The sequence below is a fragment of the Streptomyces sp. NPDC008001 genome, from assembly GCF_042958085.1.
Taxonomy (GTDB): Bacteria; Actinomycetota; Actinomycetes; order Streptomycetales; family Streptomycetaceae; genus Streptomyces.
Window position 1 is genome coordinate 112,886 of record NZ_JBIBIZ010000007.1, and the last position, 25,888, is coordinate 138,773.

Here is a 25,888-nt window from a genome sequence, read left to right on the forward strand (position 1 = left end):
AGATGGCCATGCCACTCCGCCAGTCCATCCGGGTGGGAACCTATCTCTTTGAACAGAAGCTCCGGAAGCGCGAGAAGTTCCCGCTGATCGTCGAGCTGGAGCCGCTTTTCGCCTGCAACCTCAAGTGCGAGGGCTGCGGGAAGATCCAGCACCCGGCGGGGGTGCTCAAGCAGCGCATGCCGGTGGCCCAGGCGGTGGGCGCCGTGCTGGAGTCCGGGGCGCCGATGGTCTCCATCGCGGGCGGCGAGCCGCTGATGCACCCGCAGATCGATGAGATCGTCCGGCAGCTGGTGGCCAAGCGGAAGTATGTCTTCCTCTGCACCAACGCCATGCTCCTGCGCAAGAAGATGGACAAGTTCACGCCGTCCCCCTATTTCGCGTTCGCGGTGCACATCGACGGGCTGCGCGAGCGGCACGACGAGTCCGTTGCGAAGGAGGGCGTCTTCGACGAGGCGGTGGAGGCCATCAAGGAGGCCAAGCGGCGCGGCTTCCGGGTCACCACCAACTCGACCTTCTTCAACACCGACACCCCGCAGACCATCGTCGAGGTGCTCAACTTCCTCAACGACGACCTGAAGGTCGACGAGATGATGATCTCGCCCGCCTACGCCTACGAGAAGGCGCCCGACCAGGACCACTTCCTGGGGGTCGAGCAGACCCGGGAGCTCTTCAAGAAGGCGTTCTCCGGGGGCAACCGGGCCCGCTGGCGGCTCAACCACAGCCCGCTCTTCCTGGATTTCCTGGAGGGCAAGGTCGACTTCCCCTGCACCGCGTGGGCGATCCCCAACTACTCCCTCTTCGGGTGGCAGCGCCCCTGCTATCTGATGAGCGACGGCTACGTCCCCACGTACCGCGAGCTCATCGAGGAGACCGACTGGGACAAGTACGGGCGCGGCAAGGACCCGCGCTGCGACAACTGCATGGCCCACTGCGGGTACGAGCCGACCGCCGTGCTCGCCACCATGGGGTCGCTGAAGGAGTCGATCCGCGCGGCCCGCGAGAGCGTCGCCGGGAACCGGAGCTGACGGCCATGGCCTCCGCGGGGCCGGTGGCCCTCGGGCTCCCCGGCGTGCCGGCCCGGCCGCTCGCGGTGCGCCGCCCCTCGCGGCGCATCCAGGTCGGGCCGGTCGCCGTGGGCGGTGACGCACCCGTGTCGGTGCAGTCGATGACGACGACGAGGACGTCGGACATTGGTGCCACGCTGCAGCAGATCGCGGAGCTGACGGCTTCGGGTTGCCAGATCGTGCGGGTGGCGTGTCCGACGCAGGACGATGCGGATGCGCTGCCGGTGATCGCGAAGAAGTCGCAGATCCCGGTGATCGCGGACATTCACTTCCAGCCGAAGTACGTGTTCGCCGCGATCGACGCGGGGTGTGCTGCGGTGCGGGTGAACCCGGGGAACATCAAGCAGTTCGACGACAAGGTCAAGGAGATCGCGAAGGCGGCCTCCGATGCGGGCACCCCGATCCGGATCGGTGTGAACGCGGGGTCGCTGGACCGGCGCCTGCTGCAGAAGTACGGCAAGGCGACGCCTGAGGCGCTGGTGGAGTCGGCGCTGTGGGAGGCGTCGCTGTTCGAGGAGCACGGCTTCCGCGACATCAAGATCTCGGTCAAGCACAACGACCCCGTCGTGATGGTCAACGCCTACCGTCTGCTGGCGGCGCAGTGCGACTACCCGCTGCACCTGGGCGTGACCGAGGCCGGCCCCGCCTTCCAGGGCACGATCAAGTCGGCCGTGGCCTTCGGTGCCCTGCTGTCGGAGGGGATCGGCGACACGATCCGGGTTTCGCTGTCGGCGCCGCCGGCGGAGGAGATCAAGGTCGGCATGCAGATCCTGGAGTCCCTGGGGCTGCGCCAGCGTCGGCTGGAGATCGTTTCGTGTCCGTCGTGCGGGCGTGCGCAGGTGGATGTGTACAAGCTCGCCGACCAGGTCAGTGCGGGTCTGGAGGGCATGGAGGTGCCGCTGCGGGTCGCGGTGATGGGCTGTGTGGTGAACGGCCCGGGCGAGGCGCGAGAGGCCGACCTGGGCGTGGCGTCGGGTAATGGCAAGGGGCAGATCTTCGTCAAGGGCGAGGTCATCAAGACCGTGCCGGAGTCGAAGATCGTGGAGACCCTCATCGAGGAAGCAATGAAGATCGCCGATGCCATGACGGCGGACGGCGCCCCCGGCGGGGCACCGCACGTCACCGTGGCCTGAAAACGGCGACTCGCCACCGTAGGAACAGCGACCGTGCGGCCGCCCGGCCCAGGCCGCAAGACGAGGAGGGGGCCCGCGTGTCGTTGCTGGAGAACGTCCGCAGTCCGCGCGACCTGAAGACCCTGGACGCCGAGGAACTGACCGAACTGGCGGAGGAGATCCGCCACTTCCTCATCCACGCCGTCGCCCGCACCGGCGGCCACCTCGGCCCGAACCTCGGCGTGGTGGAGCTCACCATCGCCCTGCACCGCTCCTTCGACTCGCCGGCCGACCGCATCCTGTGGGACACCGGCCACCAGTCGTACGTCCACAAGCTGCTCACCGGCCGCCAGGACTTCTCCAAGCTGCGCGGCAAGGGCGGCCTGTCCGGCTACCCCTCGCGCGAGGAGTCCGAGCACGACGTCATCGAGAACAGCCACGCCTCCACCGTCCTCGGCTGGGCCGACGGCCTCGCCAAGGCCAACCAGGTCCTCGGCCGCTGGAACCGGCACGTCGTCGCCGTCATCGGCGACGGAGCCCTCACCGGCGGCATGGCCTGGGAGGCGCTCAACAACATAGCCGCCGCCAAGGACCGGCAGCTGATCATCGTCGTCAACGACAACGAGCGCAGCTACGCCCCCACCATCGGCGGCCTCGCCGACCACCTCGCCACGCTCCGCACGACCGACGGCTACGAACGCGCCCTGTCCTGGGGCAAGGACGCCGTCCAGGGCCTGCCCCTGATCGGCAAGCCGCTGTACGAGTCCCTGCACGGCGCCAAGAAGGGGTTCAAGGACGCCTTCGCCCCGCAGGGCATGTTCGAGGACCTGGGCCTGAAGTACCTCGGCCCGATAGACGGCCACGACGTCGCCGCCGTCGAGTCCGCGCTGCGCCGGGCCAAACGCTTCCACGGCCCCGTCCTCGTGCACTGCCGTACGGAGAAGGGCCGCGGCTACCAGCCCGCCCTGGAGGACGAGGCGGACCGCTTCCACACCGTCGGCGTGATCGACCCGCTCACGTCCCGGCCGCTGGCCCCCTCGGCCGGCCGGTCCTGGACGTCGGTCTTCGGCGACGAGATGCTGCGCATCGGCGCCGAGCGGCCCGACGTGGTCGCCATCACGGCCGCCATGCTGCACCCGGTGGGCCTGACGAAGTTCGCCGAGGCCTTCCCCGGTCGCGTCTGGGACGTCGGCATCGCCGAGCAGCACGCGGCCACGTCCGCGGCCGGGCTCGCCACCGGCGGCCTGCACCCGGTCTTCGCCGTCTACGCCACGTTCCTCAACCGCGCCTTCGACCAGGTGCTGATGGACGTCGCCCTGCACAAGTGCGGCGTGACCTTCGTCCTCGACCGGGCCGGCGTCACCGGCACCGACGGACCCAGCCACAACGGCATGTGGGACATGTCGATCCTGCAGGTCGTGCCCGGCCTGCGGATCGCCGCACCGCGCGACGCCGACCAGCTGCGCGCCCAGCTCCGTGAGGCCGTCGACGTCAAGGACGCCCCGACGGTGATCCGCTTCCCGAAGGAGAACGCCGGCGAGCCCCTCCCGGCCCTGGACCGCATCGGCGGCATGGACGTGATCGGCCGCCCGGAGCCGGCGGACGGCGAGGCGCAGGTCCTGCTCGTCGCCGTCGGCGCCATGGCCGGGGTGTGCCTGGAGACCGCCGCGCTCCTTGCCGCCCGCGGCACCCCCTGCACCGTCGTCGACCCGCGCTGGGTCAAGCCCGTCGACCCGGCGCTGCCGCCGCTCGCCGCGCGCCACCGCCTCGTCGCGGTCGTCGAGGACAACAGCCGCACCGGCGGCGTCGGCTGGGCCGTCGGGCAAGCGCTGCGCGACGCCGGCACGGACGTGCCGCTGCGCACCTTCGGCATCCCCGAGCAGTTCCTGCCGCACGCCAAGCGCAGCGAGGTGCTGGCGGACCTCGGGCTCACCCCCGTCGAGATCGCCGGCCGGATCAGTGCCGCTCTGGCCCGCAAGGAAGCCGCGGGCGCCCCCGCGGCCGGCAAGGAGAACGACGCATGACAGCCGACACGACCGGCACGGCCGCCAAGGCCTTCGACCTGACCCGGCTCCTCGCGGAGCGCGGCGCCGAGCGGTACGACCTGCACGCCCGCCACCTCAACCACCAGCTGCCGCGCATGCTGCACACCATCGGCTTCGACAAGGTCTACGAGCGGGCCGAGGGCGCCTACTTCTGGGACGCCGACGGGCAGGACTACCTCGACATGCTCGCGGGCTTCGGGGTGATGGGCGTCGGCCGGCACCACCCCGTCGTCCGCAAGGCGCTGCACGACGTCCTCGACGCCTCGCTCGCCGACCTCACCCGCTTCGACTGCCAGCCCCTGCCCGGTCTCCTCGCCGAGAAGCTGCTGTCGTACGCGCCGCACCTGGACCGGGTGTTCTTCGGCAACAGCGGCACGGAGGCGGTGGAGACCGCGCTGAAGTTCGCCCGCTACGCGACGGGCAGACCGAGGGTCCTCTACTGCTCCCACGCCTTCCACGGGCTGACCACCGGCTCGCTCTCCGTCAACGGCGAGTCCGGCTTCCGGGACGGCTTCGCGCCGCTGCTGCCCGACACCGCCGTCCCGCTCGGCGACCTCGCGGCCCTGGAGCGGGAGCTGGCCCGCGGCGACGTCGCGGCGTTCGTCGTCGAGCCCATCCAGGGCAAGGGCGTCCACGAGGCGCCCCCGGGCTACCTGCGCGCCGCCCAGGAGCTGCTGCACCGCCACAAGGCGCTGCTCATCGCGGACGAGGTGCAGACCGGCATCGGGCGCACCGGCGACTTCTTCGCCTACCAGCACGAGGGGGGCGTCGAGCCGGACCTGGTGTGCGTGGCCAAGGCCCTCTCGGGCGGCTACGTGCCCGTGGGCGCCACCCTCGGCAAGGACTGGATCTTCAAGAAGGTCTACTCCTCCATGGACCGCGTCCTCGTGCACTCGGCGAGCTTCGGCTCCAACGCGCAGGCGATGGCGGCCGGCCTCGCGGTGCTCTCGGTGCTGGAGGACGAGCAGGTCGTCGCGAACGCCCGGCGCACGGGCGACCTGCTGCGCACCCGGCTCGCGGCGCTCGTGGGGAAGTACGAGCTGCTGCACGACGTCCGCGGCCGGGGCCTGATGATCGGCATCGAGTTCGGCAAGCCGTCCTCGCTGGGCCTGCGCAGCCGCTGGGCGATGCTCCAGGCGGCGCGCAAGGGCCTCTTCGCGCAGATGGTCGTGGTGCCGCTGCTGCAGAAGCACCGCATCCTCACCCAGGTCTCCGGCGACCACCTGGAGGTGATCAAGCTGATCCCGCCGCTGATCATCGGCGAGCGCGAGGTGGACCGCTTCGTGGACGCCTTCACGGCCGTCATGGACGACGCCCACGGCGGGGGCGGGCTGCTCTGGGACTTCGGGCGGACGCTGGTGAAGCAGGCGGTGGCGAACCGCTGATCACAGGGGGCGGTCCGTGAGCAGTCGCTCCCGCAACCGCTCGCGGGCCGCCGGGGCGAACCCCAGCCCGTCGGTCAGATAGCGGTCGGCCGAGCCCCACGTGGCGTCGATCTCGTCGAAGGCCGCCCGGAGGTACTCCGCGCGCGCCTCGAACATCGGCGAGAGCAGCTGCGCGATCTCCCGGTCCTCGGGGCCGGTCGTCTCCGGCGCGCGCCGCATGCGGTAACGCCGGTGCAGGGCGTTCGACTCCAGGTAGTCGGCCTCGATGACGTCGCGCTCGGTGCCGAGGGCGAGCAGGGTGACCGCCACGGACAGCCCGGCGCGGTCCTTCCCGGCCGCACAGTGCATGAGCGCCGGCACGCTGTCCTCGGCGAGGGCGTGCAGGACGTGGCCGAGCTCGGCCTTCCGGCCCCTGACGACCTCCCGGTACGTCTCGGCCATCCGGTCCGCCGCCTTGCCGTCGGCCAGCACGGTCCGCAGCTGCGTGAGGTTGCGGGCGCGCACCATGTCCCAGAACTCCGCGCCGTGGGCGGGGTCGTTGAGCGGCAGGTTCACGTTGCGCACGCCGGTGAGCACCACGTCCGGGCCGTCGAGCGCGATGTCGGCGTCGTTGCGGAAGTCGAAGACCGTGTGCAGGCCGAGCGAGCCGAGGAAGCGGGCGTCCTCCTCGGTGGCGTGGGCCAGGTGCCCGCTGCGGAAGAGGACGCCGTGCCGCACCCGCCGCCCGTCCGCCGCGGGCAGGCCGCCCAGATCACGGAAGTTGCGCACTCCCGCCAGCTCGGGCTCGGTGGACGGCACATGGGGCGTCTGCGTCACGGGCACTCCCTGGGTCTCGGCCGCCGGTACGGGGCGCCGGCGAGGCGGCTGAACGACGTGCGGTTGAACGACTTTACGACACCGGTTGTACGGGCAATCCGCCCCGTGCGGTAGCCGCGCCGCCGTATTCCGCTTGCGGGGACTTCGTCGGGGTGGGATACATCACGGCTCGTCAACCCCTGGTTACGGTGGCGTAGGTCACTCCCGGGGAGGAAAGATGTGCTGACGTGGCAGACGATTCGAATTCATTCAGCAAGAGCGCGATCGGGTCGTACGCAGCCGTCGGGGACAGCTTCACCGAAGGCGTCGGCGACCCAGGGCCGGACGACACCTTCATCGGCTGGGCCGACCGACTGGCCGTACTCCTCTCCGACCAGCGCGCCGAGCACGACTTCCGCTACGCCAACCTCGCCGTGCGCGGCCGGCTCCTGGACCAGATCGTCGCGGAGCAGGTGCCCCGGGCGATGGAGCTCGGCCCCGACCTCGTGACGTTCTGCGCGGGCGGCAACGACATCCTGCGCCCGGGCAGCGACCCGGACGACGTGGCCGAGCGCTACGAGAGGGCCGTCGCCGAGCTGGCCTCCTCCGTCGGCACCGTCCTGCTGTGCACCGGCTTCGACACGCGCGGCATGCCCGTCCTGCGGCATCTGCGCGGGAAGATCGCGACGTACACCGCCCATGTCCGCGCCATCGCGGACCGTCACGGATGCCCGGTCCTGGACCTGTGGTCGCTGCGCTCGGTGCAGGACCGCAGGGCCTGGAGCGACGACCGGCTCCACCTCTCGCCGGACGGGCACACCCGGGTCGCCCTGCGGGCCGCCCAGGTGCTCGGCCTGGAGGTGCCGGCCGACCCGGACCAGGCCTGGCCGGACGAGGGCCTCCGCTCGCCCGCCGAGGTGCGGCGCGACAACATCCACTGGGCGCGCGAGCACCTCGTGCCGTGGATCGGCCGCCGGCTGCGCGGCGAGTCCTCCGGCGACCACGTCGAACCCAAGCGGCCGGACCTGCTGCCGCTGTAGCCCCAGCTCCAGCCCCGGCCCCAGCCGTAACCGCGTCCCCCGGGCACCCGGCGGACGCGGTTACGGCTGCGGACGGACGTCCGGCGGACGCGGCCGGACGCCCCGTCAGACGCAGGGAAGTCCCGGCCCGGCGGCGGTGCCGGACCTCGGGAGGTCGGCCCAGACGACACGGCCCCGGCCGCTGTCGTCGGGCCGGACCCCCCAGGCCTGGGACAGCGCGCCCACGAGCAGCAGCCCGCGGCCGCTCTCCTCGTCCGCCCCGCTGCACCGCGCCCGCGGCTCCGTCGACGTCCGGCCGTGGTCGGCCACCTCTATGCGCAGATGCGCGCCGAGCACCCTCAGCTGACAGCTGACGTTCGCGCTGTCCGTGTGCCGGACGGCGTTGGTGAAGAGCTCGGACACCACCAACTGGGCGTCGTCGCACGCCACTTCGTCGATGCCCCACTCCCGCAGCTGTGCGAGAACCCGTTTTCGCGCGGCGGCCACGGAGGTGCCGCTGGCCGGAAAGTGGAAGGCGTCCTGGAGACGCGCGGCCATGGAACTGCCGAAGCGCCCGAGCGAAGGTGCGTCATGGGAGGGGACCACGCCGTAACTATGTGCGATACGGCTGACGTGTGGCAAGGTTCAATCTGTAAATTACAGAATCATCAGAACAGTCTGTCGGCTCCGGGGGCGTGCGTGACAGACTGCGGGCATATGACAACCGGCGGGCACGGAGGGGGAGAACAGTGGCGGAAGCGCGTCCGGCCGGCGCACCGACCGTTCTGCGGGTCGTCCTCGGCAAGCGGCTGCACGACCTCCGGGAGAAGGCCGGCCTCAGCTACGAGGAGGCGGGCCGCGCCCTCGACGTCACCCACGCCACCATCCGCAGGATGGAGAAGGCCGAAGTCGGCCTGAAGCTCCCCTACGTGGAGAAGCTGCTGCGCGTCTACGGCGTCACCGGGGCCGCCGAGGTCGAGGGCTTCCTCAACCTCGCCCGCGAGGCGAACCGCCCCGGCTGGTGGCACCGCTTCCGGGACGTCCTGCCCGAGTGGTTCAGCGCGTTCGTCAGCCTGGAGGGCGAAGCCAACCTCATCCGGGCCTACGAACCGCACTACGTCCCCGGCCTGCTGCAGACCGAGCGCTACGCGCGCGCCGTGCTCCGCGCCGGCATGCCGCACGCCCCGGAGGCCGACATCGAGCGCGCGGTCGCCGTCCGCCGGGAGCGCCAGACGCTGCTCACCCGCGAGGGCGCGCCGCTGCTGTGGGTGGTGATGGACGAGACCGTCCTGCGCCGCCCCATCGGCGGCCCGGACATCATGCGCGAGCAGATCGCCCGGCTCGCCGAGGCCACCGCCATGCCCAACGTCCGGCTGCAGGTCATGCCGTTCGCCGCCGGACCGCACCCGGCGATGTACGGACCGTTCCACATCTTCCGGTTCCCGCTGCCGGAGCTCCCGGACATCGCGTACGCCGAAAACCTCGTCGGCGCCTCGTACTTCGACCAGCGCGACGACGTCTCGGCCTTCCTGGAGGCGCTGGACCGGATGTGCGCGCAGGCCGCGCCGGCCCAGACCACCGAGGCCGTCCTGGGTGGGATTCGTAAGGAGATCTGAACCATGGACCGCATCTACAACGGCATGCCCGCCACCGACCTCGGCACCGAGGGGTGGAGCAAGCCGTGGAGCGGCGGCAACGGAGGCTCCTGCGTCGAGGCCCTGCGGCTGGGAGACGGCCGGATCGCCCTGCGCCAGTCCACCGACCCCGAGGGCCCCGCCCTGATCTACACGCGTCACGAGATGGAGAGCTTCATCAACGGCGCCAAGGCGGGAGCGGCGGACTTCCTGCTCGCCGGCTCCTGCGCCACCTGCGACTGAGGCGGCGGGGGCGGCCCCGGGGCCGCCCCCGGGCCTTCCCCTACCGCGCAACCAACGGATCGGAGCACGGCATGAGCCAGCAGGGCTTCGCCGCAGAGGACATCGACACCAGCCGGCCGCACCCGGCCCGGATGTACGACTACTACCTCGGCGGCTGGGACAACTACGAGGTCGACCGGCAGGCCGCCGAGCACGTCATACGCGCCCACCCGCAGGTCCGGCTCTCCGCCCGGGCCAACCGGGCCTTCCTGCGGCGGGCGGTGCGCGAGGTCGTCCGCGGCGGCATCCGGCAGCTCATCGACATCGGCACGGGCATCCCCACCTCGCCCAACACCCACGAGGTGGCGCGGGAGATCGCCCCGGACGTCCGGGTGGCCTACGTCGACAACGACCCCATCGTCGCCACCCACGCGGGCGCGAAGCTCACCGGCACCGGGCAGGAGGGCTTCGTCCTCGGCGACGTCCGCGACCCGGAGGCGATCCTGGCCCGGCCCGAGGTGCGCGAGCTGATCGACTTCGACGAACCGGTGGCCCTGCTCCTCGTCGCCGTCCTCCACTTCGTCACCGACGAGGAGGACCCGGCGGGCATCGTCGCGGCCTTCGCCGACGCCCTCCCCGCCGGCAGCCACCTCGTGCTCTCCCACGCCACGGCCGAGCCCTACGAGGGCTACGCGGACGGCCGCACCGACGCCGAGGCCCGCGACAGCGTCGTCGGCACGTACAAGAACGCCACCGCGGGCCTCAACCTGCGCGACCGCGCCGCCGTCGAGCCGCTCTTCGGCGACTTCCGGCTCCTGGACCCGGGCCTGGTCCGGGTGCCGCTCTGGCGGCCGGACGGCCCCGTCCCGGGCCCCGAGGAGCTCAACGACACGGTCTTCTACGGGGGAGTGGGGCGCAAGGACTAGCGGCGCCGCGCGGGCCGGCGGCTCAGCCGGCCGCAGGCCGGGCCTCCTGCGGGCGGCCCGGGCCCCGGGCCGGGATGTCGCAGCTGTCCTTGAAGCCCTGGCTGTGCAGCCCGAGCGCCGCGTTGGTGCGCGAGCGGAGGTTCTCCACCGCGATCATCGACGTCAGCTCGACGAACGCGGCGTCGCCCAGGCGCTGCCGCAGCCGCTCCGCCAGCTCGTCCTCCACGGCCGGCGGGGTGGCCGTCATCGCCTCCGCGTACGCCATCACGTCCCGCTCCAGCGGGGCGTAGACCCGGCTCTCGCGCCACACCGGGACGTCCTGCAGCTTCTCGTGCGACAGCCCGTGCCCGCGGCTCAGCCAGTAGCCGAAGTCCATGCACCACGAGCAGCCGATGGCCGACGCCGACGCCATCTCGGCCAGCGCCTTGAGCTGCGGGTCGAGCTTGTTCCACCGGGCCAGCGACATCTCGAAGCGGGAGGTGGTGAACAGCACCCGCCGGTTGTGGGCGACGGCCATCAGCGGCTCCAGCACCTTGCCGTAGGCGCGCTTGCTGTACCACTGCACCAGACGGATCAAGGGGGTGCGGTCCGGGGTGAGTGAGATCCTGGCCATGGCTTGTTCCTCCATCGGAGTGACTGTCGGAGCGACTGTCGAGGTGGCTGTCACCGGCTGTCACCGGCTTCTGCCTGCTTCTGCCCGTACGACGGACCGGGCCGGTGGATCTGTGACATCCGTGCGAAAGAATCCGGCCCATGGACGACGAGCTCTTCCCCCGGCCCCGGGCCGAGATCGCCCCCGGAGCCGTCCACGTCCCCGGCTGGCTGGACCTCCCGGCCCAGCAGCGCCTGCTCGCCGCCTGCCGCACCTGGGCACGGCCGCCCGCCGGCCTGCGGACGGTGCGCATGCCGAGCGGCGGGCAGATGTCCGTCCGCACCGTCTGCCTCGGCTGGCACTGGTACCCCTACGGCTACGCCCGCACGGTCGTCGACGGCGACGGCGCGCCGGTCAAACCCTTCCCGGAGTGGCTGGGGCGGCTGGCCGCGGAGGCCGTCGCCGACGCCTACGGCACGGATCCCGGGTGCGGTACGGATCCCGGGCCGTCCGCGTACGACATCGCCCTGGTCAACTTCTACGACCGCGGCGCGACGATGGGCATGCACCGCGACAGCGACGAGAAGTCCCCGGCTCCCGTCGTCTCCCTCAGCCTCGGCGACGCCTGCGTCTTCCGCTTCGGCAACACCGGCAGCCGCAACCGCCCTTGGACCGACGTCGAGCTGCGCAGCGGCGACCTGTTCGTCTTCGGCGGGCCCTCGCGCCTCGTCTTCCACGGCGTGCCCCGCACCCGCCCCGGCACCGGGCCCGCCGGACTCGGGCTCACCGGCCGGCTGAACGTCACCCTCCGCGTGAGCGGGCTGTGAGCGGATCTCCCCGGATCCGCAGCAAGGGAAAATGCACGTGAAAATTCACGTGCATCCGGCGCCGGAACCCTGCAGAGTGGATCCCCGGCAGTGTGCCGGCCGCGCGTCCGGGCTCATATCACGGGGGTGAGCCCGGACGGTGCAGCCGCGTGCTGCACCGGCGCACCCCCGACCAGCCGCGGAGCCGGCCGGCAGAGCCGCCCGCGGGCCCGCGCGCAAGGGGCGGAGAGCAGGGGCGGATAATGGCACGACCTCGCCGAACCGCACTGGAGGTGCCGTGACCGGCTTCCGCCCGACCAGCTCACCGCTCGACGCCCTGCGCCCCTCCGCGTTCGGCGCGGATCCGACGGGCGAGCGGATGGCGCGCATCCGGAGGTCGCCGCACTACGCCGACGGCGTGTTCACCAACCCCGCCGGCACCGTACGCACGCCGTCCGCCGCGATGCTGAAGTTCCTGCCCACGTACTTCCGCGCCGAGGAGCGCGCCCGCCGGGCGCCCCGCGGCACCGTCCCCGTCCACCCCACCACCGTCGCCGACCTCGCCGTCCCCGCGGCGTCGGGGCTGCGGCTGACCTGGATGGGCCACTCCAGCGTGCTCGCCGAGATCGACGGCGGCCGGGTGCTCTTCGACCCGGTCTGGTCGCAGCGCTGCTCGCCCTTCGCCTTCGCGGGCCCCAAGCGGCTGCACCCCGTGCCCGTGCCGCTGCGCGAGACAGGGCCCCTCGACGCCGTGGTCATCTCCCACGACCACTACGACCACCTGGACATGCCGACCGTCCGCGCCGTCGCCCGCGGCACCGGCGCGCGCTTCGTCGTACCGCTCGGCGTCGGCGCCCACCTCGAACACTGGGGCGTGGCCCCGGACCGGATCACCGAGCTCGACTGGCACGAGTCGGCCCGCGTCGCCGGCCTCACCTTCACCGCGACCCCCGCCCGCCACTTCTGCGGACGGGCGCTGCGCAACACCCAGCACACGCTCTGGGCCTCCTGGGTGGTGGCCGGCCCCGAGCACCGCATCTTCCACAGCGGCGACACCGGCTACTTCCCCGGTTTCCGGGACATCGGCGCCCGGTACGGGCCCTTCGACGCCACGATGATGCAGGTCGGTGCGTACTCCGAGTTCTGGCCCGACATCCACATGACGCCCGAGGAGGGGCTGCGGGCCCACGCCGACCTGCAGGGCGGCGGCGTGCACGGCGTGCTGCTGCCCATCCACTGGGGCACGTTCAACCTCGCCCCGCACCCCTGGGAGGAGCCCGCGGAGGGCTCCCTCGCCGCGGCCGTCCGGTACGGGGCGCGGGTCGTGACCCCGCGGCCCGGGCAGCCCTTCGAGCCGGCGGAGGGCCTCCCGGCCGACCCGTGGTGGCGAGCGGTCGCCGTACGACCCGCGCAGGAAGCACCCGAACCGGCCACGGAGCCCACGGCGGCACCGGAGGTGGCCTTGCGGGTGTGAGCGCCGGTGGCGTCGCTGCCGGGCGGTGCCGTACCGGGGCCGAGCCCGGGGCACCGAGGGCCGTCCGGGCCCTCGGTCAGCCGTGTCTGGACCCCCGGTCAGAGGTGGAGCTCCATGTCGCAGCAGGAGTCCCGGCGGAGCTGCCGGCTCACGGCGAGCCACGCGTCGGCCCCCCGCACCCCGGGCGGCGCGGACGTGCCCGTACCCGTGCCGCCGCCGTACGCCCCGACCAGCCCCGCCTGCTCGAACGGCACCCCGCCGCGCAGCACCGACACCGTCCGCACCAGCGCGTCGAAGTCCGTGAACGGATCGCCGTCCACCACCGTCACGTCCGCGAACTTGCCGGGCTCCAGCGTGCCCAGGTCGCGGTCCGCGCCGAAGACCCGCGCGGGCAGTACCGTCGCGGTCCGCAGGGCCTGGGCGGCGGACAGCCCGTAGCGGTGCAGGGCGCGCAGCCCCATGTGCAGGGAGAGGCCCACGGGCACCAGGGGCGCGTCGGTCCCCAGGGCGACCTTGCCGCCGCCCGCCAGCACCCGGCGGTAGACCCCGATCTCGCGCTCCAGGGCCGTCAGCTGGGCGTCGGTCGGCCGGGCGGCCGCGGTCCGGCGGACCAGCTCCACGTCCCACGGCGGCATCATCCGCGTCACCCTCGGGTCCTGCGCCAGCGCAGGTGCCTCGCCGAGCAGCGGCACGGAGGTGAAGATCGTGGCGACGAGGTGGAAGTCCCCGCGGGTGTAGATCTCCTCCACGTCCTGGTAGGAGCGCCCCGTCGCGGTCGTCGCATGGCCGAACTCCAGCCGCTGCGTGGCCTGCAGATGCGTCGTCAGGTCCTGGCCGAGCTGCACGCCGGGCGAGAGCAGATGGCTGCCGGAGCGGACCCCGAGCCGGTCGTGCGCGAAGCGGGCCGCCTCCTCCATCAGCCAGCCGGGCGCGCGGACGTACGTCTTGACGAAGTCCCAGTCGAGGGCCTGGGCACGGGACAGCGAACGGCGCAGCCCCTCGCGGGTGCGGTGCGCCCGGCCCATGCTGTACGCGACGCGCGAGCCGTCGAGCAGCTCCCCGGTGGTCAGCAGCCGCGGCCCGGCGAGCTCGCCCGCGGCCACCGCCTCGCGGATGCGGGCCTGCTCGTGGGCGCCGCCGCCGAACGAGACCGCGGTGGTGATCCCGTAGGCCAGCTGCAGCGCCGTCTGCCGGCCGCCGTAGGTGTTCTGGTACGGGTGGGTGTGGGCGTCCCAGAGCCCCGGGATGACCGTGCCGGAGGAGGCGTCGACGGTGCGGACGGCCGCGCGCCGGGCCCGGTGCGGCTCGACGGCGGCGATCCGGCCGTCGCGGACCACCAGGTCGACGTCCTCGCGCACCCGGTCGCCGGTGGCGTCCGAGCCGTCCCAGAACCGGCCGGCGTGCACGACCGTGTCGGCGGGCACCGGGCGCCGGTAGTCGAGGGACACGCGGACCGTACGGGCCGGGCCGCCGTGGACGTCCAGCAGCCGCAGGCGGCCCGCGGAGAGGTAGAGGAGCGTGCGGGAGTCCGCCGCCCAGGACGGGTCCTCGGCCGCCTCGTCCGTCAGCCGACGGGGCTCGCCGTCCGGGGTGCCGTCGGGCCGCACGGGCAGCAGCCACAGGGCTGACTCGGCGATCACCGCCATGTGCCGGCCGTCGGGCGACCAGACGGGCCCGGAGCCGTAGCGGTCGGAGAGCGACACGTGCGGCGCGAGCGCGTACAGCCGGGAGCTGCCGTCCGCCGCGCCGACCACGCGGATGAGGTTGTAGCCCTCGCGGAACCGCTGGTTCAGCCGGTTGCGGTCGCAGAGGGCGACGTAACGGCCGTCCGGCGACCAGCTCGGCCGGCCCGGCAGCCCCCCGCCGCCCAGGGGCGCCGCCAGGACCCGGTCCGTACCGGCGGCCAGGTCGCGCACCACGAGATTGCCGGCCAGGTCCAGGGCGGCCAGCTTGCTGCCGTCGGGCGACAGGACGGGGTAGGCGCGCCCGCCCCCGGCCAGCACGGTGTCCGCGCCGGAGGCGAGGTCGTGCCGGCGCGCGGCGAGCAGGCCGTCACCGCCCTCACCGCCGGCGTCGCCCGCGTAGATCAGGGAGCGCCCGTCGGCGCTCCAGACGGGCCCGTACGGGTAGCGGGCGGGGTCGGCTTTGACGACCCGGCGCGGCGGGCGGCGGCCTGTGACGTCGGTCACCCAGAGCGCGTTGAGCGCGGCGAAGGCGATCCGCCGGCCGTCGGGCGACAGGGCGGGGAAGTGCAGGGAGCGGACGGTATGCACGCCGCCGCTGTCGATGTCGTACCGCTTGGTGCGGTAGCGGGGCCGGGAGACGGGCAGCCGGCCGGCGAAGGGGACCACCTCGGCGTCGCGCGGTGCCTTCGGGCGGACGACCTGGAACTTCCCTCCGACGGTGAGCAGCAGCTCCCCGGACCCGGTCCAGCGCGGCGGCACCGGCTCGACGTCGCCCTCGACCGCCACGGGCTCGCCGTCCACGACGAGCGTGCACGTGGCCTCGGGGGCGGGGGTGGTGCGCAGGTAGGCCAGCCGGCCGTCCGGGGCGACCGCGGGCGCCATGACCTGCGCGGCCGCCGCCTCGGTGTGCTCGGCCCGCACCGGCCCGCGCCCGCCGGCCGGGACCGAGGCGATCGTACGGGCCTCCAGCGCGGCCCCGGCCACACGCGCGCGGACGAACAGCAGCCGGGCCCCGTCCGGCGACCAGACCGGGTCGAAGTCCTCCCAGGCCCCGTCCTGCAGCGGCCCGTCCTGGTCCTTCACCCCGGTGACCTGCGTGAGCGCCCCCGTCCGCACGTCCACCACCCACACCCGGTACGGGCTGCCCGCCACCGGGTCACCGCCGCGCTCGGAGGCGAAGGCGATCCGCGTGCCGTCGGGCGACCAGGCCGGCCCGCGGTCGTCCCACGGCCCGTCCGTGACCTGCCGCAGCCCGCTGCCGTCGGGCCGCAGCGTCCAGATGTGGAAGCCGCCGCCCCGGTAGGCGCAGACGGCGAGCAGCCGGCCGTCGGGCGAGTGCACCGGCCGGGTCGGCTCAAGATCCGCCGGGGTGATCGGCACAGCCTCCCCGCCCTTGCGGGGCATGGACCACAGCACGTTCTGCACCTCGGCGACCAGCCGGTCCCCGCCGGGCGCCAGGCTGGCGGCCCCGTTGGTGGCCGCCGTGAACGACAGCACCCCACCACCCGCCGGCGCCGCCACGGCCACCCCGGCGGGCAGCAGCCCGGCGACCCCGGCGACTCCCGCCGCAGCCGCGGTACCGGCCGCGGCCGCGGCCGTGGAGGCCTGCAGGAATCTGCGCCGGGAGAGGGGGAAACGCGAGGGCGGGGTGTCCGAGGCAGTCAACTTTCCTCCTGCGGCGGGAGAGTTGCACGCGTCGCGAGCGACGTCCGGGAGCCCGATGCTCCCATGGGGAGCAGGAGGGCGGTCAACACCGCGTGGGGCAGGAAAGGGGCTCCCGGAAGGCGTGCGCGATCACCCGCTGAAGTGCGGTATTGTTCTCGTGCGCGGTCGGCAAGGGCGAGAGCCCGCGCCGGACAAGCACCGGGACGTGGCGCAGTTTGGTAGCGCACTTGACTGGGGGTCAAGGGGTCGTGGGTTCAAATCCCGCCGTCCCGACACGGTGAAAGAAGCCTCTGATTTGCGGGAAACCGCAGGTCAGAGGCTCTTTTCGTATCGATCAACGGACGAGTCGCAGGTGCCGCACGGGCGCGGTCTCTGGGACCAGTTTGGGACCAACGGGCTCTTGGCGGCCTTCGGTGAGGTAGCGGCTGAGGGCGGCGCCGGCCAGGTGGATCGAGCGGCGGTCGGGGTGGAGGTACCGCTGGGTGGTGGTGATCGAGCCGTGTCCGGCGATCATGCGGAGGACGTGGACGGGGATGCCGGCGTCCGCCATCCATGTCAGTCCGGTGTGGCGGAGGTCGTGGCGGCGCAGGTGTTCGTAGCCGAGGCGGACGACGACTTCGTCCCAGTGGGTGGCGTCGCGCAGGATGGCTGTGGTGATCCGCCCGCCGCGTGGCCCGGTGAAGAGCCGGGCCATGGGGTCGTGTCCCACGGCGTCGAGGCGGGCGCCGACCATGGGCCGGATTTCGGGGATGAGGGGGACCGAGCGGCGCCGCTTGCCCTTGGTGCCCTTGTCGATGAGGCCGCCCGGGCCGGGGGTGGTCTGGCGGCAGCACTCCCAGGTCCAGGTGCGGCGGTCGATGTCCTGGGCGCGGACACCGGAGACCTCGCCGATGCGGGCGGCGGTGCAGGCGGAGAACCGGACGACATCACCCCAGCCCAGGTACTGGTCGTGGGAACGCTCGACGAGGGCGTTGGCCAGGTCGTCGAGGGCGTCCCAGTCGCGCAGGGCCAGGGAGCGGGGGTCGTCGAGTTCGTCCTCGACCTGCTGGTACGTCCTCTGCCAGCCGGTGATCTTGGCGGGATTGACGTCAATTATGCCGTCGCGGACGGCCTGCTCCATGACCCGGTTCAGCGGGGCGATGGAGTTCTTGACCGTCGAGCGACCGTGACCGTCGGCGATCCAGCCGTAGACGGTGCGATCGACAACACCGTTGGTGATGACAGGGACTTCAAGGTGCCCAATAGCCGGTACGACTCGCAGCCGCCAGCCTGCCCCGTAGGGGTCCATGGTCTTGGGCTCCAGGCCGCGCATGGCCAGGTCCCATTCCAACTCGCCGTATTCGGCAAGCGACATCGTCGCCACGGCGGGGCTCACGCCGCGCTGCGCGATGCGCTCCATCCGGTCAACCCAGGACTGGGCTTCGTCGTCTGTGGGCAGCATCCGCGAGCGGGAGAGGCGCTGGCCGGATTCGGGGTCGAACCATCTGACGCGGGCGCGATGGGGATTGGGGAATCCCTCACGGTATTCCACGTCCACCGACAGCTTGACGCCGATCGGCGGCATCTGCTTCTGCATCAGGCGGCCTGCGCCGGGTCAATTCGGCGGCTGTCGAGCCACTGCTGAAGGTCGAGCGCGCTGTACATCACAGCGCGCCGCGACAGCTGTACGAAAGGCGGCCCCTGCGGCGGGCGCGCGGTGCGCCACCGGCGGAGAGTGGAGGGATCGCGCTTGAGGAGCTGGGCAACTTCTTCCGTGGTGTACCAACTGGTGGTCAGGGAGTCGACCGAAGCCTCTGTGCTGGAGGCAGCGGATATGTGCGGTGTAGCGCGGTCGGGCATGGTCTTCCTGCGCTTGAACGAGGATCTGTGCAAGGCGAATTCCGCGAGAGCTTCCGATCGCTGATCGGCTGGTTCCGGCGAGACACAACACTGGGTCGACCTCGCGGAAGAGTCCACTCAAGCGGGGGCGCATTCTCTGACGGAGAACACACGCACAGGACCAGTTTCTTGACCGCAGTCGGTTGGGATAACCGGCGAATATCTGCTATAAAGCGCGCCCTGCTCCTTGGGGTGGTGACGGGTCAGCAGCAGGAGGCTTGACTGCTCTGCGCCGCTGGCTGGCGGCCTGCAGGGTGCGTGCATGGTGAGCTCGTCTGGCCACCGCCACGGCAATCAGATTGCAGGGTCGGCGTGTGCCGGGAAACAATCTTGCCTCCATCGGCCGTTAAGGCAGGCGGAGGCAAGAAGGGGTGGACGTGTCAGGTCTGAAGTTGTTCAACGTCGGGGCGGGCGGCGCGCAGGAGATTCCTGCGCGACAGGTAGAGCGCGAGCGATGCCTGCAGGAGCTGGTCGAGCAGCACATGAAGACCTTCCTCTGCGTGCGCTTCCTGGCCAGCGAGTACAGCACGGGCCCGCGACACGGCGGCCGGATCGATTCCCTCGGGCTCGACGAGAATGGCGCGCCCGTGATCATCGAGTACAAGCGCGGCCAGGACGCAGGTGTGATCAATCAGGGGCTCTTCTACCTGTCGTGGTTGATTGACCACAAGGCCGAGTTTCAGCACCTGGTCCGCGAACGCCTCGGCGCGGCCGCTGCGGCCCAGGTGCTGTGGAACGATCCCAGGCTGATTTGCATTGCCGAGGACTTCACCCGCTACGACGCCCATGCCATCGGGGAGATTCCGCGCACGGTCGACCTGGTCCGCTACCGGTACTTCGGCAAGGACCTGCTCGCGCTCGAGCCGGTCGCCTCCGTCACCGGACGGAACCGCCGGGCGCGTCCGCGCCGGGCTGTTGGTCGTTCGGGTCGGCACTCCAACGGCATGGCAGAAGAACTGAGGTCGGCCGTCGACGAGGTCTTGGCCTCTCTCGGTGATGACGTGACCCAGGTGGACCGCAAGCAATATCGGGCCTACCGGAGACTGCGGAATTTCGCTTGTGTCAGCCGTATGCACAAGCAGCACGTTCTGATCTACTTGAATACTGATCCGGGAAAGGTTGACCTTATCCCTGGATTCACTCGTGATGTGACGAATATCGGGCATCACGGTACGGGCCCCTTGAAGGTGCGTCTTCGCGCGGAGAAGGATCTCGAACGGGCTATCCCTCTTTTCCAGCTGGGATATGCTCACGCCTGATTTCTGCTAGTACCTGCGCTGGGCAGGTCGGCCAACCGTGATCAACAGCACGACCAAGCTTCCGGTAAATAGTGTGCACTACGTATGGGCGCGTAGGTGCTTCCGCAAGCTGCCCAGGTCAAGGAGGGTTCCGAAAACATCGGCTCCCTAAGGCTGTTCGGGATTGATTGGGTACGTGCCCGAAGCCCGAGCCGCGTCCCTGCTAGAGGATGTCTGGCCCTCCTGGACCCTTGAGTGCTTCGTGAACCACAGCTGATACGGACTTGCTAGTGGCGGGATCTTGCTGTGCCCACTCTATGAGTGCCCTTTTGACGTTTGGTTGACGTTCCGCCAAGATCTTGAGGATTATCTGTACAGTCCCGACGTCTTGTTCATGATCTGCCAAAATCAGTATTTTGCGTAGTTCTTCGGTTGAAAGGGATTCGTAGTCGTCGCCGGTCATCGGTGGATCACTTCCAGCATTCCATTTAATGAATGGCGGTAGGCGCCCCGCTTAGAGAAGGAAAATGGCTTCCCCGAACGCGGCACGGGCAGTTTCGCTGGCGCGCTTCTCGTATGCTTCTGCTTTCTCCGCCCAGCCCTCGCTCCCGGTTCCGGCGAGGTAGTGCGCATACGAGGCTGCTGAGTCTGCGGCTTTGGTGGCCTCGACGTACGGAGCGGGGTTCCCCTTGGCTTCGGCGATGATTCGCGTGGCTTCTTCGGCTGCTGTGGCTGCGGCGGCCGCCTCTTCAGCAATGTGGACCCATGGTCCGCCGCCGGGTAGCGTGCCGGCGCGTACAAGAGCATTAGCTGCATCCGTGGCCATTGCCGCCTCGGTTGCAGCTTGGGCGGCTCGCCTGGCCGCGTCGGCCACCGGACCGCCAGGGGGTCGCTCGATTGCGGCCGCTGCGCGGGCGCGTTGCGCCGCGCTTCGGGAACGCCTGGTCAGGGCCTCCACATTTTTGGGGTGGACCATATTGATCACCTGGCCATGGAGGAGGAGCCCGTTACCTTCATTTCGAGCGTACCGCTGAAGCAATTGACGCACCCCCGCCAGGTTTTGTGACGCTTCAACTACAACCGCAGGTAGAGCAGGAGATGCCAGCGCTTTGGTCAATTCTATTTGTGAAAACCTTTCTGCTGGCGTCAGCGTATATGCGCTGTCGGGGCGGAAACCGGGGCCGGAAGGTGTGGAGATGAGGGGCTGGGGCCTGATGGGGTGTGGTGTCGGGAGGCCCCCGGCGTGGGGTGAGTTGAAGAGTGCCGTGCGGAGGGCCGGGAAGGGCGTGCAGGTGGAGTCGGTGGTCCGTGGTGTGCCTGATGTCGACGCAGCCGTATGGCCGTGATGTCGCCGAGGGCACGGCGGGAGATCGTGATGAGCCGGTGGGGTGTGATGGTCGAGTCGGCGGCGGCGTGTTCGATGTGCTGTGCCGAGGTCGCTGCTGTGCTGATGAGTGCGTGGTCCAGGAGCTGCGCGGCCCAGTAGGCGGGGTCGTTGCCGGAGCGGGCGCATGTGGTCAGGACGGTTTCGGGCGTGGCATCGGCGAGGACTCCGCGGTGCTGGGCTTCCCAAACCACGGTGACAGGATCGATGGGCTCGCCGCGGTGATGCAGGGCGCTCAGGCAGCGGTAGAGCTGTTGGTGGAGAGGGCTGGCAAAGTCCTCCGGGGTGAGGTAGGCGCGGATGTCCCTCAGCTCGTGCGGTCGAGTCGTGACTGCGGAAAGGAAGGCTTGTTCATCGGCGTGCCGTTGGGCGTTCGGGGGAAGCTTGCGAAGCGGGGGAGGCGAGCCCCCGCGATTCGTGGCTCCTGGGTGGGCGTGCCAGTGCTCGGCCAGTTCGTCGAGGGCGCTGGCGAGAGTGTCTGCCTGCGCGCTGACCGTAGCTGCTTGGAGCCTTGAGCCTCTGGTCGAGCGCGTTGTGTCGGCGAGACGTTGGGCGTGTTCAGCGATGGACCGGCGGGTGTGGCCGGCCAGGACCATACGGCCGTAGGCGGCGGCGTGATCCGGTTGAGGGCAGATATTGACCAGAGTGTGTGCGTGTGACGGAGTGAGCCCCGGGGCTTGTTGCGTTGCGAGGGCGGTGGCCCGCTTCAGCCAGTCGAGGCCCTGATCGCTCGAGTGCCTGTCCGCCAGTGCGGGATGTCCATCGGCGGCGAGTTTGCGCATCGTCGAGTAGAGGGCGGCATGGTGGGGGAGGTAGAAGTGCCTGGCCTCCAGCCAGTTGACGGTCACGACGAGGTGGCGCGGTCGTAGGAGCAGGGCACCGAGGAGGGCCTGCTCTGCGAGCACCGTCGCTTCCATACCCGGCAGCCCTTCGAAGCCCGGGCTCATGCCGCCTTCCCGAAGTTACCCTGCTGCGGGGAGGACTTGGCGATGGCGCGGGTGGTGATGGCCTTGGAGGCGCGGGCCGAGGCCGCGGACAGATCGTCGGCGCCGGGCTCCTTGTACCAGGGACGCAGGGTGAGCATGGCGGCGCGCATGCCGGTGGCCAGGCAGATGGCGGTGCCCTTGGCGAGGGCGCGGATGGCGTCCGCGGGCAGGATCCGTTCCTGCCGCAGGGAGACCGACTTGGAGGTGCCGGAGTCGGAGGTGGAGGTGGAGACGGTTTCCACGTCGTGGTCACCGATCATTCGCGAGAGCTTGTCGGCGAAGTCCGGGTCGTCGATGCCGCTGCCGATGACCTTGATCGTGGAGGCGCTCCACATCGCGTCCATGCCCGCGTCGCCCCAGACCTTCTGGCCCTGGCGGTAGGACTGCAGGATCGTGATCGGGATGATGCCGCGCGAACCCAAGTGGCTGTACAGGTCGGGGAGATCGCTGATCTTGCAAACGTTGGCGGCCTCATCGAGGATCGCGAGGAGCGGCGGGTCGAGGCGACCGCCGGAGCGTTCGGCGTGCGCGGTGGCGGTGCGCATGACCGCGTCGGCGCAGGCGGCGATCAGTGCCGAGGCGCCGCCTCCGCCGTCCTTGGAGAGCAGGTACAGCGTGTCGCGGCCCTTGACGAAGTCGCCGGGCTGGAACTCGGGCACGTCCGGCTGGGGGGTGACCCAGGCGGCGATGTCGGCTGAGAGCAGGCAGGCGGCGTACTGGCGTGCGGTCTCGTAGATGCCGTCGCGCGTCTCGGGCGGGCCTTCGACGGTGCCCTTGAGCTGGGCGGCGACGGCGTCGAAGCGGTAGTCACGCAGCACGTCGAGCGGGGTGCGGTCGGCGGGGAAAGCCATGGCTCCCACGCGCTCAGGGCAAGCAGCTTGCGCACAAGGCGACCGACGAGTCGGCGCACCGGAACGTGCTGCACGTGCAGCCATGAGGCCCCACCCGGCGTCAAAGCCCGCTGGCCGCTGTGCGCCTCCAGCTCGGCCATCACGGCCTGGACGTGGGAGTCCAACTCCTTCCGATCGATGGGCACATCGTCGAGATCCGTCGTGGTGATCCACGCCGCCGTCCTCTGGTCCGGCAGGGCGTCTTCTGTGACGAGTGCCCACCAGCACGCCCCGTCCGCCCCCACCCGGGCGAGCGAGAGCGGGCCTACGCCGACCGGGTTCACAGCAGGCTCCCTTCGAGGAAGGGCCCGGAGTGCCGGCTCTCACCGAGGAAGTGGAGGAGGTCCTTCGGAGTGCGCGCGATCGGAGGGACCGGGGCACCGGGAGATCCATAGCCCCATTCCGCGTGGACGTAGGCGATTCCAGCCCGGCGCGCGGCTTCGTGGTCGACCGCCATGTCGCCGACGAAGGTGGCTTGCGCCGGATCAGCACAGAGATCGACGAGCGCGAGCAGCAGGGGATCGGGGGCCGGCTTGCCGCGGCCAGGGCCACCGGCTGCGCGAACCGAGCCGAACGGGCACCCGAGCTGCGCCAGCAGCGGGGCCGCACGATCCAGCGGCTTGGACGTGACGACACCGAGCAGCCACCCGCGGGCGACGAGGGCGTGGAGTACTTCCTCCACGCCGTCGAACGGCCGAGCCAGATGGGCGACGGCCTTCGACGCTTCCGAGTACGTCCGATGCACCGCCTCGGCGTCGGTCACGGCCAGGCGCCTCATGATGTCGTTGAACGGGCGGCCCAAGTGCTGCTCGTACTGTTCGAATGGCACATCGATGCGGTGGCGCTGCTGGACCGCGCGCCACGCCTTCTGCATCACCGGTCGTGTGTCGAGCAGGACTCCATCGAGGTCGAGGAGCAGCGAGCGCTGTCCGCTGCGGCGGGCCGGATCCGTGTGAGGACTCTCTATCGCGGGGCGGGGTGTCGAGGCCATGTTCTTCTCCCTGGAGACCGGGGTGGAAGTGCCGTGGTTCGAAAGGGCGTGGCGAGCCTTCGGATGTCGGCGAAGCGATGCGTGGGCGATCACTCCTCGTCCGGCAGGTCGGGCACGCTGGCCGGCCGTGGGCTCGGGAGGGCGCTGTGGTGGTGTTCGAGCCGGACGAGCTGCCCGAGCAGCCCCAGCGTGGCGACGACGCCGACCCCGTACGTCCACTTGCACACGGTGCCGACGGGGTCGTACCAGACGAGGCGGCGTCGAGGCTGTGCGCGGCCCCTCATGACGCGGTCGCCGGGTAGGGCCGCTCGAAGCCTGGCTCGGCGAGCGCGAGAGCCAGGAGGCCGCGACAGATATGGGCGAGCTCTTGGGCGTACACGCAGCGCACGACCGCGGGCCCGGTCTTCGGTTCGTTGTTCAGCCTGTCTCGCACGGCCGCGGTCATGAAGCGGATCTGGTCCTCCTGGCCGTACCGGGCCCAGCCCTTCGCCTCGATCTCGGGCAGGAGCAGCTGGATGTGGCCGCGCAGGCGCAGCAGCAGGTGGTCGACGGTGGCGGCCAGCGGCAGCCTGCCGAGGGTGGCGCGGGACCGTGCTCATGATGTCGTCGACATCGATGGGGCAATCCGCCACCTTCCTGGCCGGGGGAGCGCCCCGGCGGGTAGCGCGCAGTCGGCGACCGGCGGCTGTCTTGAGGGTTCTCATGACACGACCACCCGGCCGGACGCGGTCGGCCTCGCGGCGGATCGCGAGGCGGGCGCGAAGCCGCGGAGGAGGCGGAAACGGGGTTCGCCTAGGGCGCGCCAGCACAGGCGGCTGCCGGTGAAGGATTCGCGAGCGTGGAGCCAGCGTTGGTTGTCGATCAGGTAGCCCTGGCCGGCGTCCAGCGGGAGCCGGACCTGGTAGGTGGTGAGCGCGCTTCGGAGATCCGGCAGGTAGCTCTGCACGGTGGGGCTGAAGCGGGCGAGGCCGTCGAGCCTGAGCCGCACGGACACACGGCCATCGGGATGCTCGGTGAACACCTGCGTCGCGTGGCCGTCTCCGCCGCCGAAGAACGCCGTGCGCTCCTTGCTCAGCGCGACGATGGCTTCCCGGCGGCGTGCCGCGATGTCCGTGTAGACCGCGCGGCCGTCGGTGAGCAGACAGTCGCCGCCGTAGTGGGCGGGCGTGCCGCAGACCAGCAGCATGAGCCGGGGCGGCTTGGGGACGCCGGAGCGCTCGGTGTGCGGGGTGAGTTCGCCGTTGCTGAAACCCCCGTATCCGGCAAGGTGCGTGTGGCGGCGGGTGTCGCGGAGGGTGGTGAGCCCGTCGGGATCGCTGTCGCGGTGAGGGGTGATGTCCATGATCCGGGAGGCGAACTCGCGGACAATGGTGCGGGAGGTGAAGCCGCTGACTGTGATCATCCCGATGTCGCGTAACCGCTCGCGGACCATCTCTTCGGCCCGCGACGACTGAATGTCGACGTAGTGGGCCGTGTACGGCTTCGCCTCGCGCATCAGTGCGCTCCTCTCCTCGGGGACGGTGCGGCCAGGGTCGACTCGGACCGGCGGCGTGGTACAGCGACGGATTGTCGACTCGGACAATTCGCTTATAGCGGTGGCCTGTTGCTTGACCCGTGCTATGTTCCGCACGCCCCGAGGAACGGCGACGCACGAAGGACAGCGATGACCTATACGCCCCCGGCCTGGCCCGTCTCTGTCAAGGCCGTTGCCCTCGACATCCACCAGCGCGTGCTGCTGCTCAAGAACGAACGCGCGGAGTGGGAACTGCCCGGTGGTCGCCTCGAGCACGACGACGACAGCCCGGAGACGACGGTCGAGCGGGAGCTGCTGGAAGAGACCGGCTGGGAGGTGAAGACCGGGCCGATCATCGACGGCGGCGTGTGGATCTACGAGCCGATCCCCGGCCGACGTGTGCTGATCGTGACGTACGGCTGCACGGTGCTCACCCCGGATCGCGCGCCGGTTATCAGCCATGAGCACAAGAGCATCGGGCTCTTCACTGCCGACGAGGTTCCAGGGCTGAACATGCCCGATGGCTACAAGCGCGCCATCGCCACCTGGTACGGGCAGCGGCAGCGCTGACCGGCCGCCGGGAG

At 70.9% G+C, this 25,888-nt stretch carries 24 protein-coding genes, 1 tRNA gene and 1 pseudogene; 13 read left to right on the forward strand and 13 right to left on the reverse strand.

Features of this window, described 5'->3' with window-relative positions; translation table 11 throughout:
- The first annotated feature begins 2 nt into the window (after window positions 1–2).
- From hpnH to ACFZCD_RS19610, 4 genes are all read left to right on the forward strand, one after another.
- The gene (gene hpnH / locus ACFZCD_RS19595; RefSeq protein WP_391832450.1) at window positions 3–1,025 is read left to right on the forward strand and encodes an adenosyl-hopene transferase HpnH; all 1,023 of its coding nucleotides are present in this window, start codon (window positions 3–5) and stop codon (window positions 1,023–1,025) included.
- Between the two features lie 5 nt (window positions 1,026–1,030).
- Window positions 1,031–2,197 carry a flavodoxin-dependent (E)-4-hydroxy-3-methylbut-2-enyl-diphosphate synthase gene (gene ispG / locus ACFZCD_RS19600; protein ID WP_391832452.1) on the forward strand — a complete coding sequence of 389 codons (1,167 nt, stop codon included), beginning with the start codon at window positions 1,031–1,033 and terminating at the stop codon, window positions 2,195–2,197.
- A gap of 77 nt (window positions 2,198–2,274) precedes the next feature.
- Complete coding sequence (gene dxs / locus ACFZCD_RS19605; RefSeq protein ID WP_391832454.1) at window positions 2,275–4,200, forward strand: 1-deoxy-D-xylulose-5-phosphate synthase; 1,926 nt, start codon at window positions 2,275–2,277, stop codon at window positions 4,198–4,200.
- A complete protein-coding gene (locus ACFZCD_RS19610; protein ID WP_391832456.1) occupies window positions 4,197–5,606 on the forward strand; it encodes an aspartate aminotransferase family protein in 1,410 nt (469 codons plus the stop codon). Before dxs ends, ACFZCD_RS19610 begins: the two co-directional genes overlap by 4 nt.
- On the opposite strand, the gene ACFZCD_RS19615 is transcribed toward ACFZCD_RS19610, so the two are convergent.
- Window positions 5,607–6,422, reverse strand: coding sequence for a tyrosine-protein phosphatase (locus ACFZCD_RS19615; protein WP_391832458.1), 816 nt, complete (start codon window positions 6,420–6,422; stop codon window positions 5,607–5,609).
- Between the two features lie 227 nt (window positions 6,423–6,649).
- On the opposite strand from ACFZCD_RS19615, the gene ACFZCD_RS19620 reads away from it, so the two are divergent.
- Complete coding sequence (locus ACFZCD_RS19620; RefSeq protein WP_391832460.1) at window positions 6,650–7,441, forward strand: SGNH/GDSL hydrolase family protein; 792 nt, start codon at window positions 6,650–6,652, stop codon at window positions 7,439–7,441.
- A gap of 105 nt (window positions 7,442–7,546) precedes the next feature.
- Here the strand turns inward: ACFZCD_RS19620 and ACFZCD_RS19625 are convergent, their stop codons facing one another.
- The gene (locus ACFZCD_RS19625; RefSeq protein WP_391832462.1) at window positions 7,547–8,026 is read right to left on the reverse strand and encodes an ATP-binding protein; all 480 of its coding nucleotides are present in this window, start codon (window positions 8,024–8,026) and stop codon (window positions 7,547–7,549) included.
- 143 nt (window positions 8,027–8,169) lie between these two features.
- Between ACFZCD_RS19625 and ACFZCD_RS19630 the strand changes: the two genes are divergently transcribed.
- From ACFZCD_RS19630 to ACFZCD_RS19640, 3 genes are all read left to right on the forward strand, one after another.
- Window positions 8,170–9,036, forward strand: coding sequence for a helix-turn-helix domain-containing protein (locus tag ACFZCD_RS19630; RefSeq protein WP_391832466.1), 867 nt, complete (start codon window positions 8,170–8,172; stop codon window positions 9,034–9,036).
- Between the two features lie 3 nt (window positions 9,037–9,039).
- The gene (locus ACFZCD_RS19635) at window positions 9,040–9,297 is read left to right on the forward strand and encodes a DUF397 domain-containing protein (protein WP_391832468.1); all 258 of its coding nucleotides are present in this window, start codon (window positions 9,040–9,042) and stop codon (window positions 9,295–9,297) included.
- 71 nt (window positions 9,298–9,368) lie between these two features.
- Window positions 9,369–10,202, forward strand: coding sequence for an SAM-dependent methyltransferase (locus ACFZCD_RS19640; protein WP_391832470.1), 834 nt, complete (start codon window positions 9,369–9,371; stop codon window positions 10,200–10,202).
- Window positions 10,203–10,224: 22 nt separating this feature from the next.
- On the opposite strand, the gene ACFZCD_RS19645 is transcribed toward ACFZCD_RS19640, so the two are convergent.
- Window positions 10,225–10,815, reverse strand: coding sequence for a carboxymuconolactone decarboxylase family protein (locus tag ACFZCD_RS19645; RefSeq protein ID WP_391832472.1), 591 nt, complete (start codon window positions 10,813–10,815; stop codon window positions 10,225–10,227).
- A gap of 140 nt (window positions 10,816–10,955) precedes the next feature.
- Between ACFZCD_RS19645 and ACFZCD_RS19650 the strand changes: the two genes are divergently transcribed.
- Both ACFZCD_RS19650 and ACFZCD_RS19655 read left to right on the forward strand, forming a co-directional pair.
- A complete protein-coding gene (locus ACFZCD_RS19650) occupies window positions 10,956–11,621 on the forward strand; it encodes an alpha-ketoglutarate-dependent dioxygenase AlkB family protein (RefSeq protein WP_391832474.1) in 666 nt (221 codons plus the stop codon).
- A 277-nt stretch (window positions 11,622–11,898) separates the two neighbouring features.
- Entirely contained in the window at window positions 11,899–13,074 is a 1,176-nt protein-coding gene (locus ACFZCD_RS19655) for an MBL fold metallo-hydrolase (protein ID WP_391832476.1), read from the forward strand.
- A 98-nt stretch (window positions 13,075–13,172) separates the two neighbouring features.
- On the opposite strand, the gene ACFZCD_RS19660 is transcribed toward ACFZCD_RS19655, so the two are convergent.
- Window positions 13,173–16,424 carry an amidohydrolase family protein gene (locus ACFZCD_RS19660; protein ID WP_391832478.1) on the reverse strand — a complete coding sequence of 1,084 codons (3,252 nt, stop codon included), beginning with the start codon at window positions 16,422–16,424 and terminating at the stop codon, window positions 13,173–13,175.
- 199 nt (window positions 16,425–16,623) lie between these two features.
- Between ACFZCD_RS19660 and ACFZCD_RS19665 the strand changes: the two genes are divergently transcribed.
- Window positions 16,624–16,697, forward strand: a tRNA-Pro gene (locus tag ACFZCD_RS19665).
- Between the two features lie 61 nt (window positions 16,698–16,758).
- On the opposite strand, the gene ACFZCD_RS19670 is transcribed toward ACFZCD_RS19665, so the two are convergent.
- Both ACFZCD_RS19670 and ACFZCD_RS19675 read right to left on the reverse strand, forming a co-directional pair.
- Entirely contained in the window at window positions 16,759–18,000 is a 1,242-nt protein-coding gene (locus ACFZCD_RS19670; RefSeq protein WP_391832480.1) for a tyrosine-type recombinase/integrase, read from the reverse strand.
- A complete protein-coding gene (locus ACFZCD_RS19675; RefSeq protein ID WP_391832482.1) occupies window positions 18,000–18,263 on the reverse strand; it encodes a helix-turn-helix transcriptional regulator in 264 nt (87 codons plus the stop codon). Before ACFZCD_RS19675 ends, ACFZCD_RS19670 begins: the two co-directional genes overlap by 1 nt.
- A gap of 416 nt (window positions 18,264–18,679) precedes the next feature.
- Here ACFZCD_RS19675 and ACFZCD_RS19680 point away from each other — a divergent pair, with 416 nt between their 5' ends.
- The gene (locus tag ACFZCD_RS19680; protein ID WP_391832484.1) at window positions 18,680–19,561 is read left to right on the forward strand and encodes a transporter; all 882 of its coding nucleotides are present in this window, start codon (window positions 18,680–18,682) and stop codon (window positions 19,559–19,561) included.
- Between the two features lie 493 nt (window positions 19,562–20,054).
- Here ACFZCD_RS19680 and ACFZCD_RS19685 read toward each other — a convergent pair whose 3' ends face one another.
- The 7 genes and pseudogenes from ACFZCD_RS19685 to ACFZCD_RS19715 all read right to left on the reverse strand — a co-directional run bounded on the left by ACFZCD_RS19685 (window position 20,055) and on the right by ACFZCD_RS19715 (window position 25,286).
- Window positions 20,055–20,366: a hypothetical protein gene (locus ACFZCD_RS19685; protein WP_391832486.1), complete on the reverse strand. Its 312-nt coding sequence runs from the start codon at window positions 20,364–20,366 to the stop codon at window positions 20,055–20,057.
- Window positions 20,367–20,686: 320 nt separating this feature from the next.
- Complete coding sequence (locus ACFZCD_RS19690) at window positions 20,687–21,871, reverse strand: DnaB-like helicase N-terminal domain-containing protein (RefSeq protein WP_391832488.1); 1,185 nt, start codon at window positions 21,869–21,871, stop codon at window positions 20,687–20,689.
- Window positions 21,868–22,761 (reverse strand): annotated as a pseudogene (locus ACFZCD_RS19695) (type IV secretory system conjugative DNA transfer family protein); the annotation flags it as partial. The gene ACFZCD_RS19690 and the pseudogene ACFZCD_RS19695, both read right to left, overlap by 4 nt.
- Before the next feature lie 319 nt (window positions 22,762–23,080).
- The gene (locus ACFZCD_RS19700; protein WP_391832490.1) at window positions 23,081–23,791 is read right to left on the reverse strand and encodes an HAD family hydrolase; all 711 of its coding nucleotides are present in this window, start codon (window positions 23,789–23,791) and stop codon (window positions 23,081–23,083) included.
- 89 nt (window positions 23,792–23,880) lie between these two features.
- Window positions 23,881–24,075: a hypothetical protein gene (locus ACFZCD_RS19705; protein WP_391832492.1), complete on the reverse strand. Its 195-nt coding sequence runs from the start codon at window positions 24,073–24,075 to the stop codon at window positions 23,881–23,883.
- Window positions 24,072–24,359, reverse strand: a complete 288-nt coding sequence (locus tag ACFZCD_RS19710; RefSeq protein WP_391833106.1) for a DUF6415 family natural product biosynthesis protein — start codon at window positions 24,357–24,359, stop codon at window positions 24,072–24,074. Before ACFZCD_RS19710 ends, ACFZCD_RS19705 begins: the two co-directional genes overlap by 4 nt.
- Before the next feature lie 132 nt (window positions 24,360–24,491).
- On the reverse strand, window positions 24,492–25,286 hold the full coding sequence (locus tag ACFZCD_RS19715; RefSeq protein ID WP_391832494.1) for a TauD/TfdA family dioxygenase: 795 nt from the start codon (window positions 25,284–25,286) through the stop codon (window positions 24,492–24,494).
- Between the two features lie 168 nt (window positions 25,287–25,454).
- Here ACFZCD_RS19715 and ACFZCD_RS19720 point away from each other — a divergent pair, with 168 nt between their 5' ends.
- Entirely contained in the window at window positions 25,455–25,874 is a 420-nt protein-coding gene (locus tag ACFZCD_RS19720; protein WP_391832495.1) for an NUDIX domain-containing protein, read from the forward strand.
- Window positions 25,875–25,888: the final 14 nt, after the last annotated feature.

Coding starts and splice junctions, on each gene's coding strand:
- ACFZCD_RS19690 (WP_391832488.1), bottom strand. CDS start 21,871: ATGAGCCCGGGCTTCGAAGGGCTGCCGGGTATGGAAGCGACGGTGCTC.
- ACFZCD_RS19685 (WP_391832486.1), bottom strand. CDS start 20,366: ATGGCCACGGATGCAGCTAATGCTCTTGTACGCGCCGGCACGCTACCC.
- ACFZCD_RS19720 (WP_391832495.1), top strand. CDS start 25,455: ATGACCTATACGCCCCCGGCCTGGCCCGTCTCTGTCAAGGCCGTTGCC.
- ACFZCD_RS19715 (WP_391832494.1), bottom strand. CDS start 25,286: ATGCGCGAGGCGAAGCCGTACACGGCCCACTACGTCGACATTCAGTCG.
- ACFZCD_RS19675 (WP_391832482.1), bottom strand. CDS start 18,263: ATGCCCGACCGCGCTACACCGCACATATCCGCTGCCTCCAGCACAGAG.
- ACFZCD_RS19640 (WP_391832470.1), top strand. CDS start 9,369: ATGAGCCAGCAGGGCTTCGCCGCAGAGGACATCGACACCAGCCGGCCG.
- ACFZCD_RS19670 (WP_391832480.1), bottom strand. CDS start 18,000: ATGCAGAAGCAGATGCCGCCGATCGGCGTCAAGCTGTCGGTGGACGTG.
- ACFZCD_RS19700 (WP_391832490.1), bottom strand. CDS start 23,791: ATGGCCTCGACACCCCGCCCCGCGATAGAGAGTCCTCACACGGATCCG.
- ACFZCD_RS19635 (WP_391832468.1), top strand. CDS start 9,040: ATGGACCGCATCTACAACGGCATGCCCGCCACCGACCTCGGCACCGAG.
- ACFZCD_RS19610 (WP_391832456.1), top strand. CDS start 4,197: ATGACAGCCGACACGACCGGCACGGCCGCCAAGGCCTTCGACCTGACC.
- ACFZCD_RS19650 (WP_391832474.1), top strand. CDS start 10,956: ATGGACGACGAGCTCTTCCCCCGGCCCCGGGCCGAGATCGCCCCCGGA.
- ACFZCD_RS19705 (WP_391832492.1), bottom strand. CDS start 24,075: ATGAGGGGCCGCGCACAGCCTCGACGCCGCCTCGTCTGGTACGACCCC.
- ispG (WP_391832452.1), top strand. CDS start 1,031: ATGGCCTCCGCGGGGCCGGTGGCCCTCGGGCTCCCCGGCGTGCCGGCC.
- ACFZCD_RS19645 (WP_391832472.1), bottom strand. CDS start 10,815: ATGGCCAGGATCTCACTCACCCCGGACCGCACCCCCTTGATCCGTCTG.
- hpnH (WP_391832450.1), top strand. CDS start 3: ATGGCCATGCCACTCCGCCAGTCCATCCGGGTGGGAACCTATCTCTTT.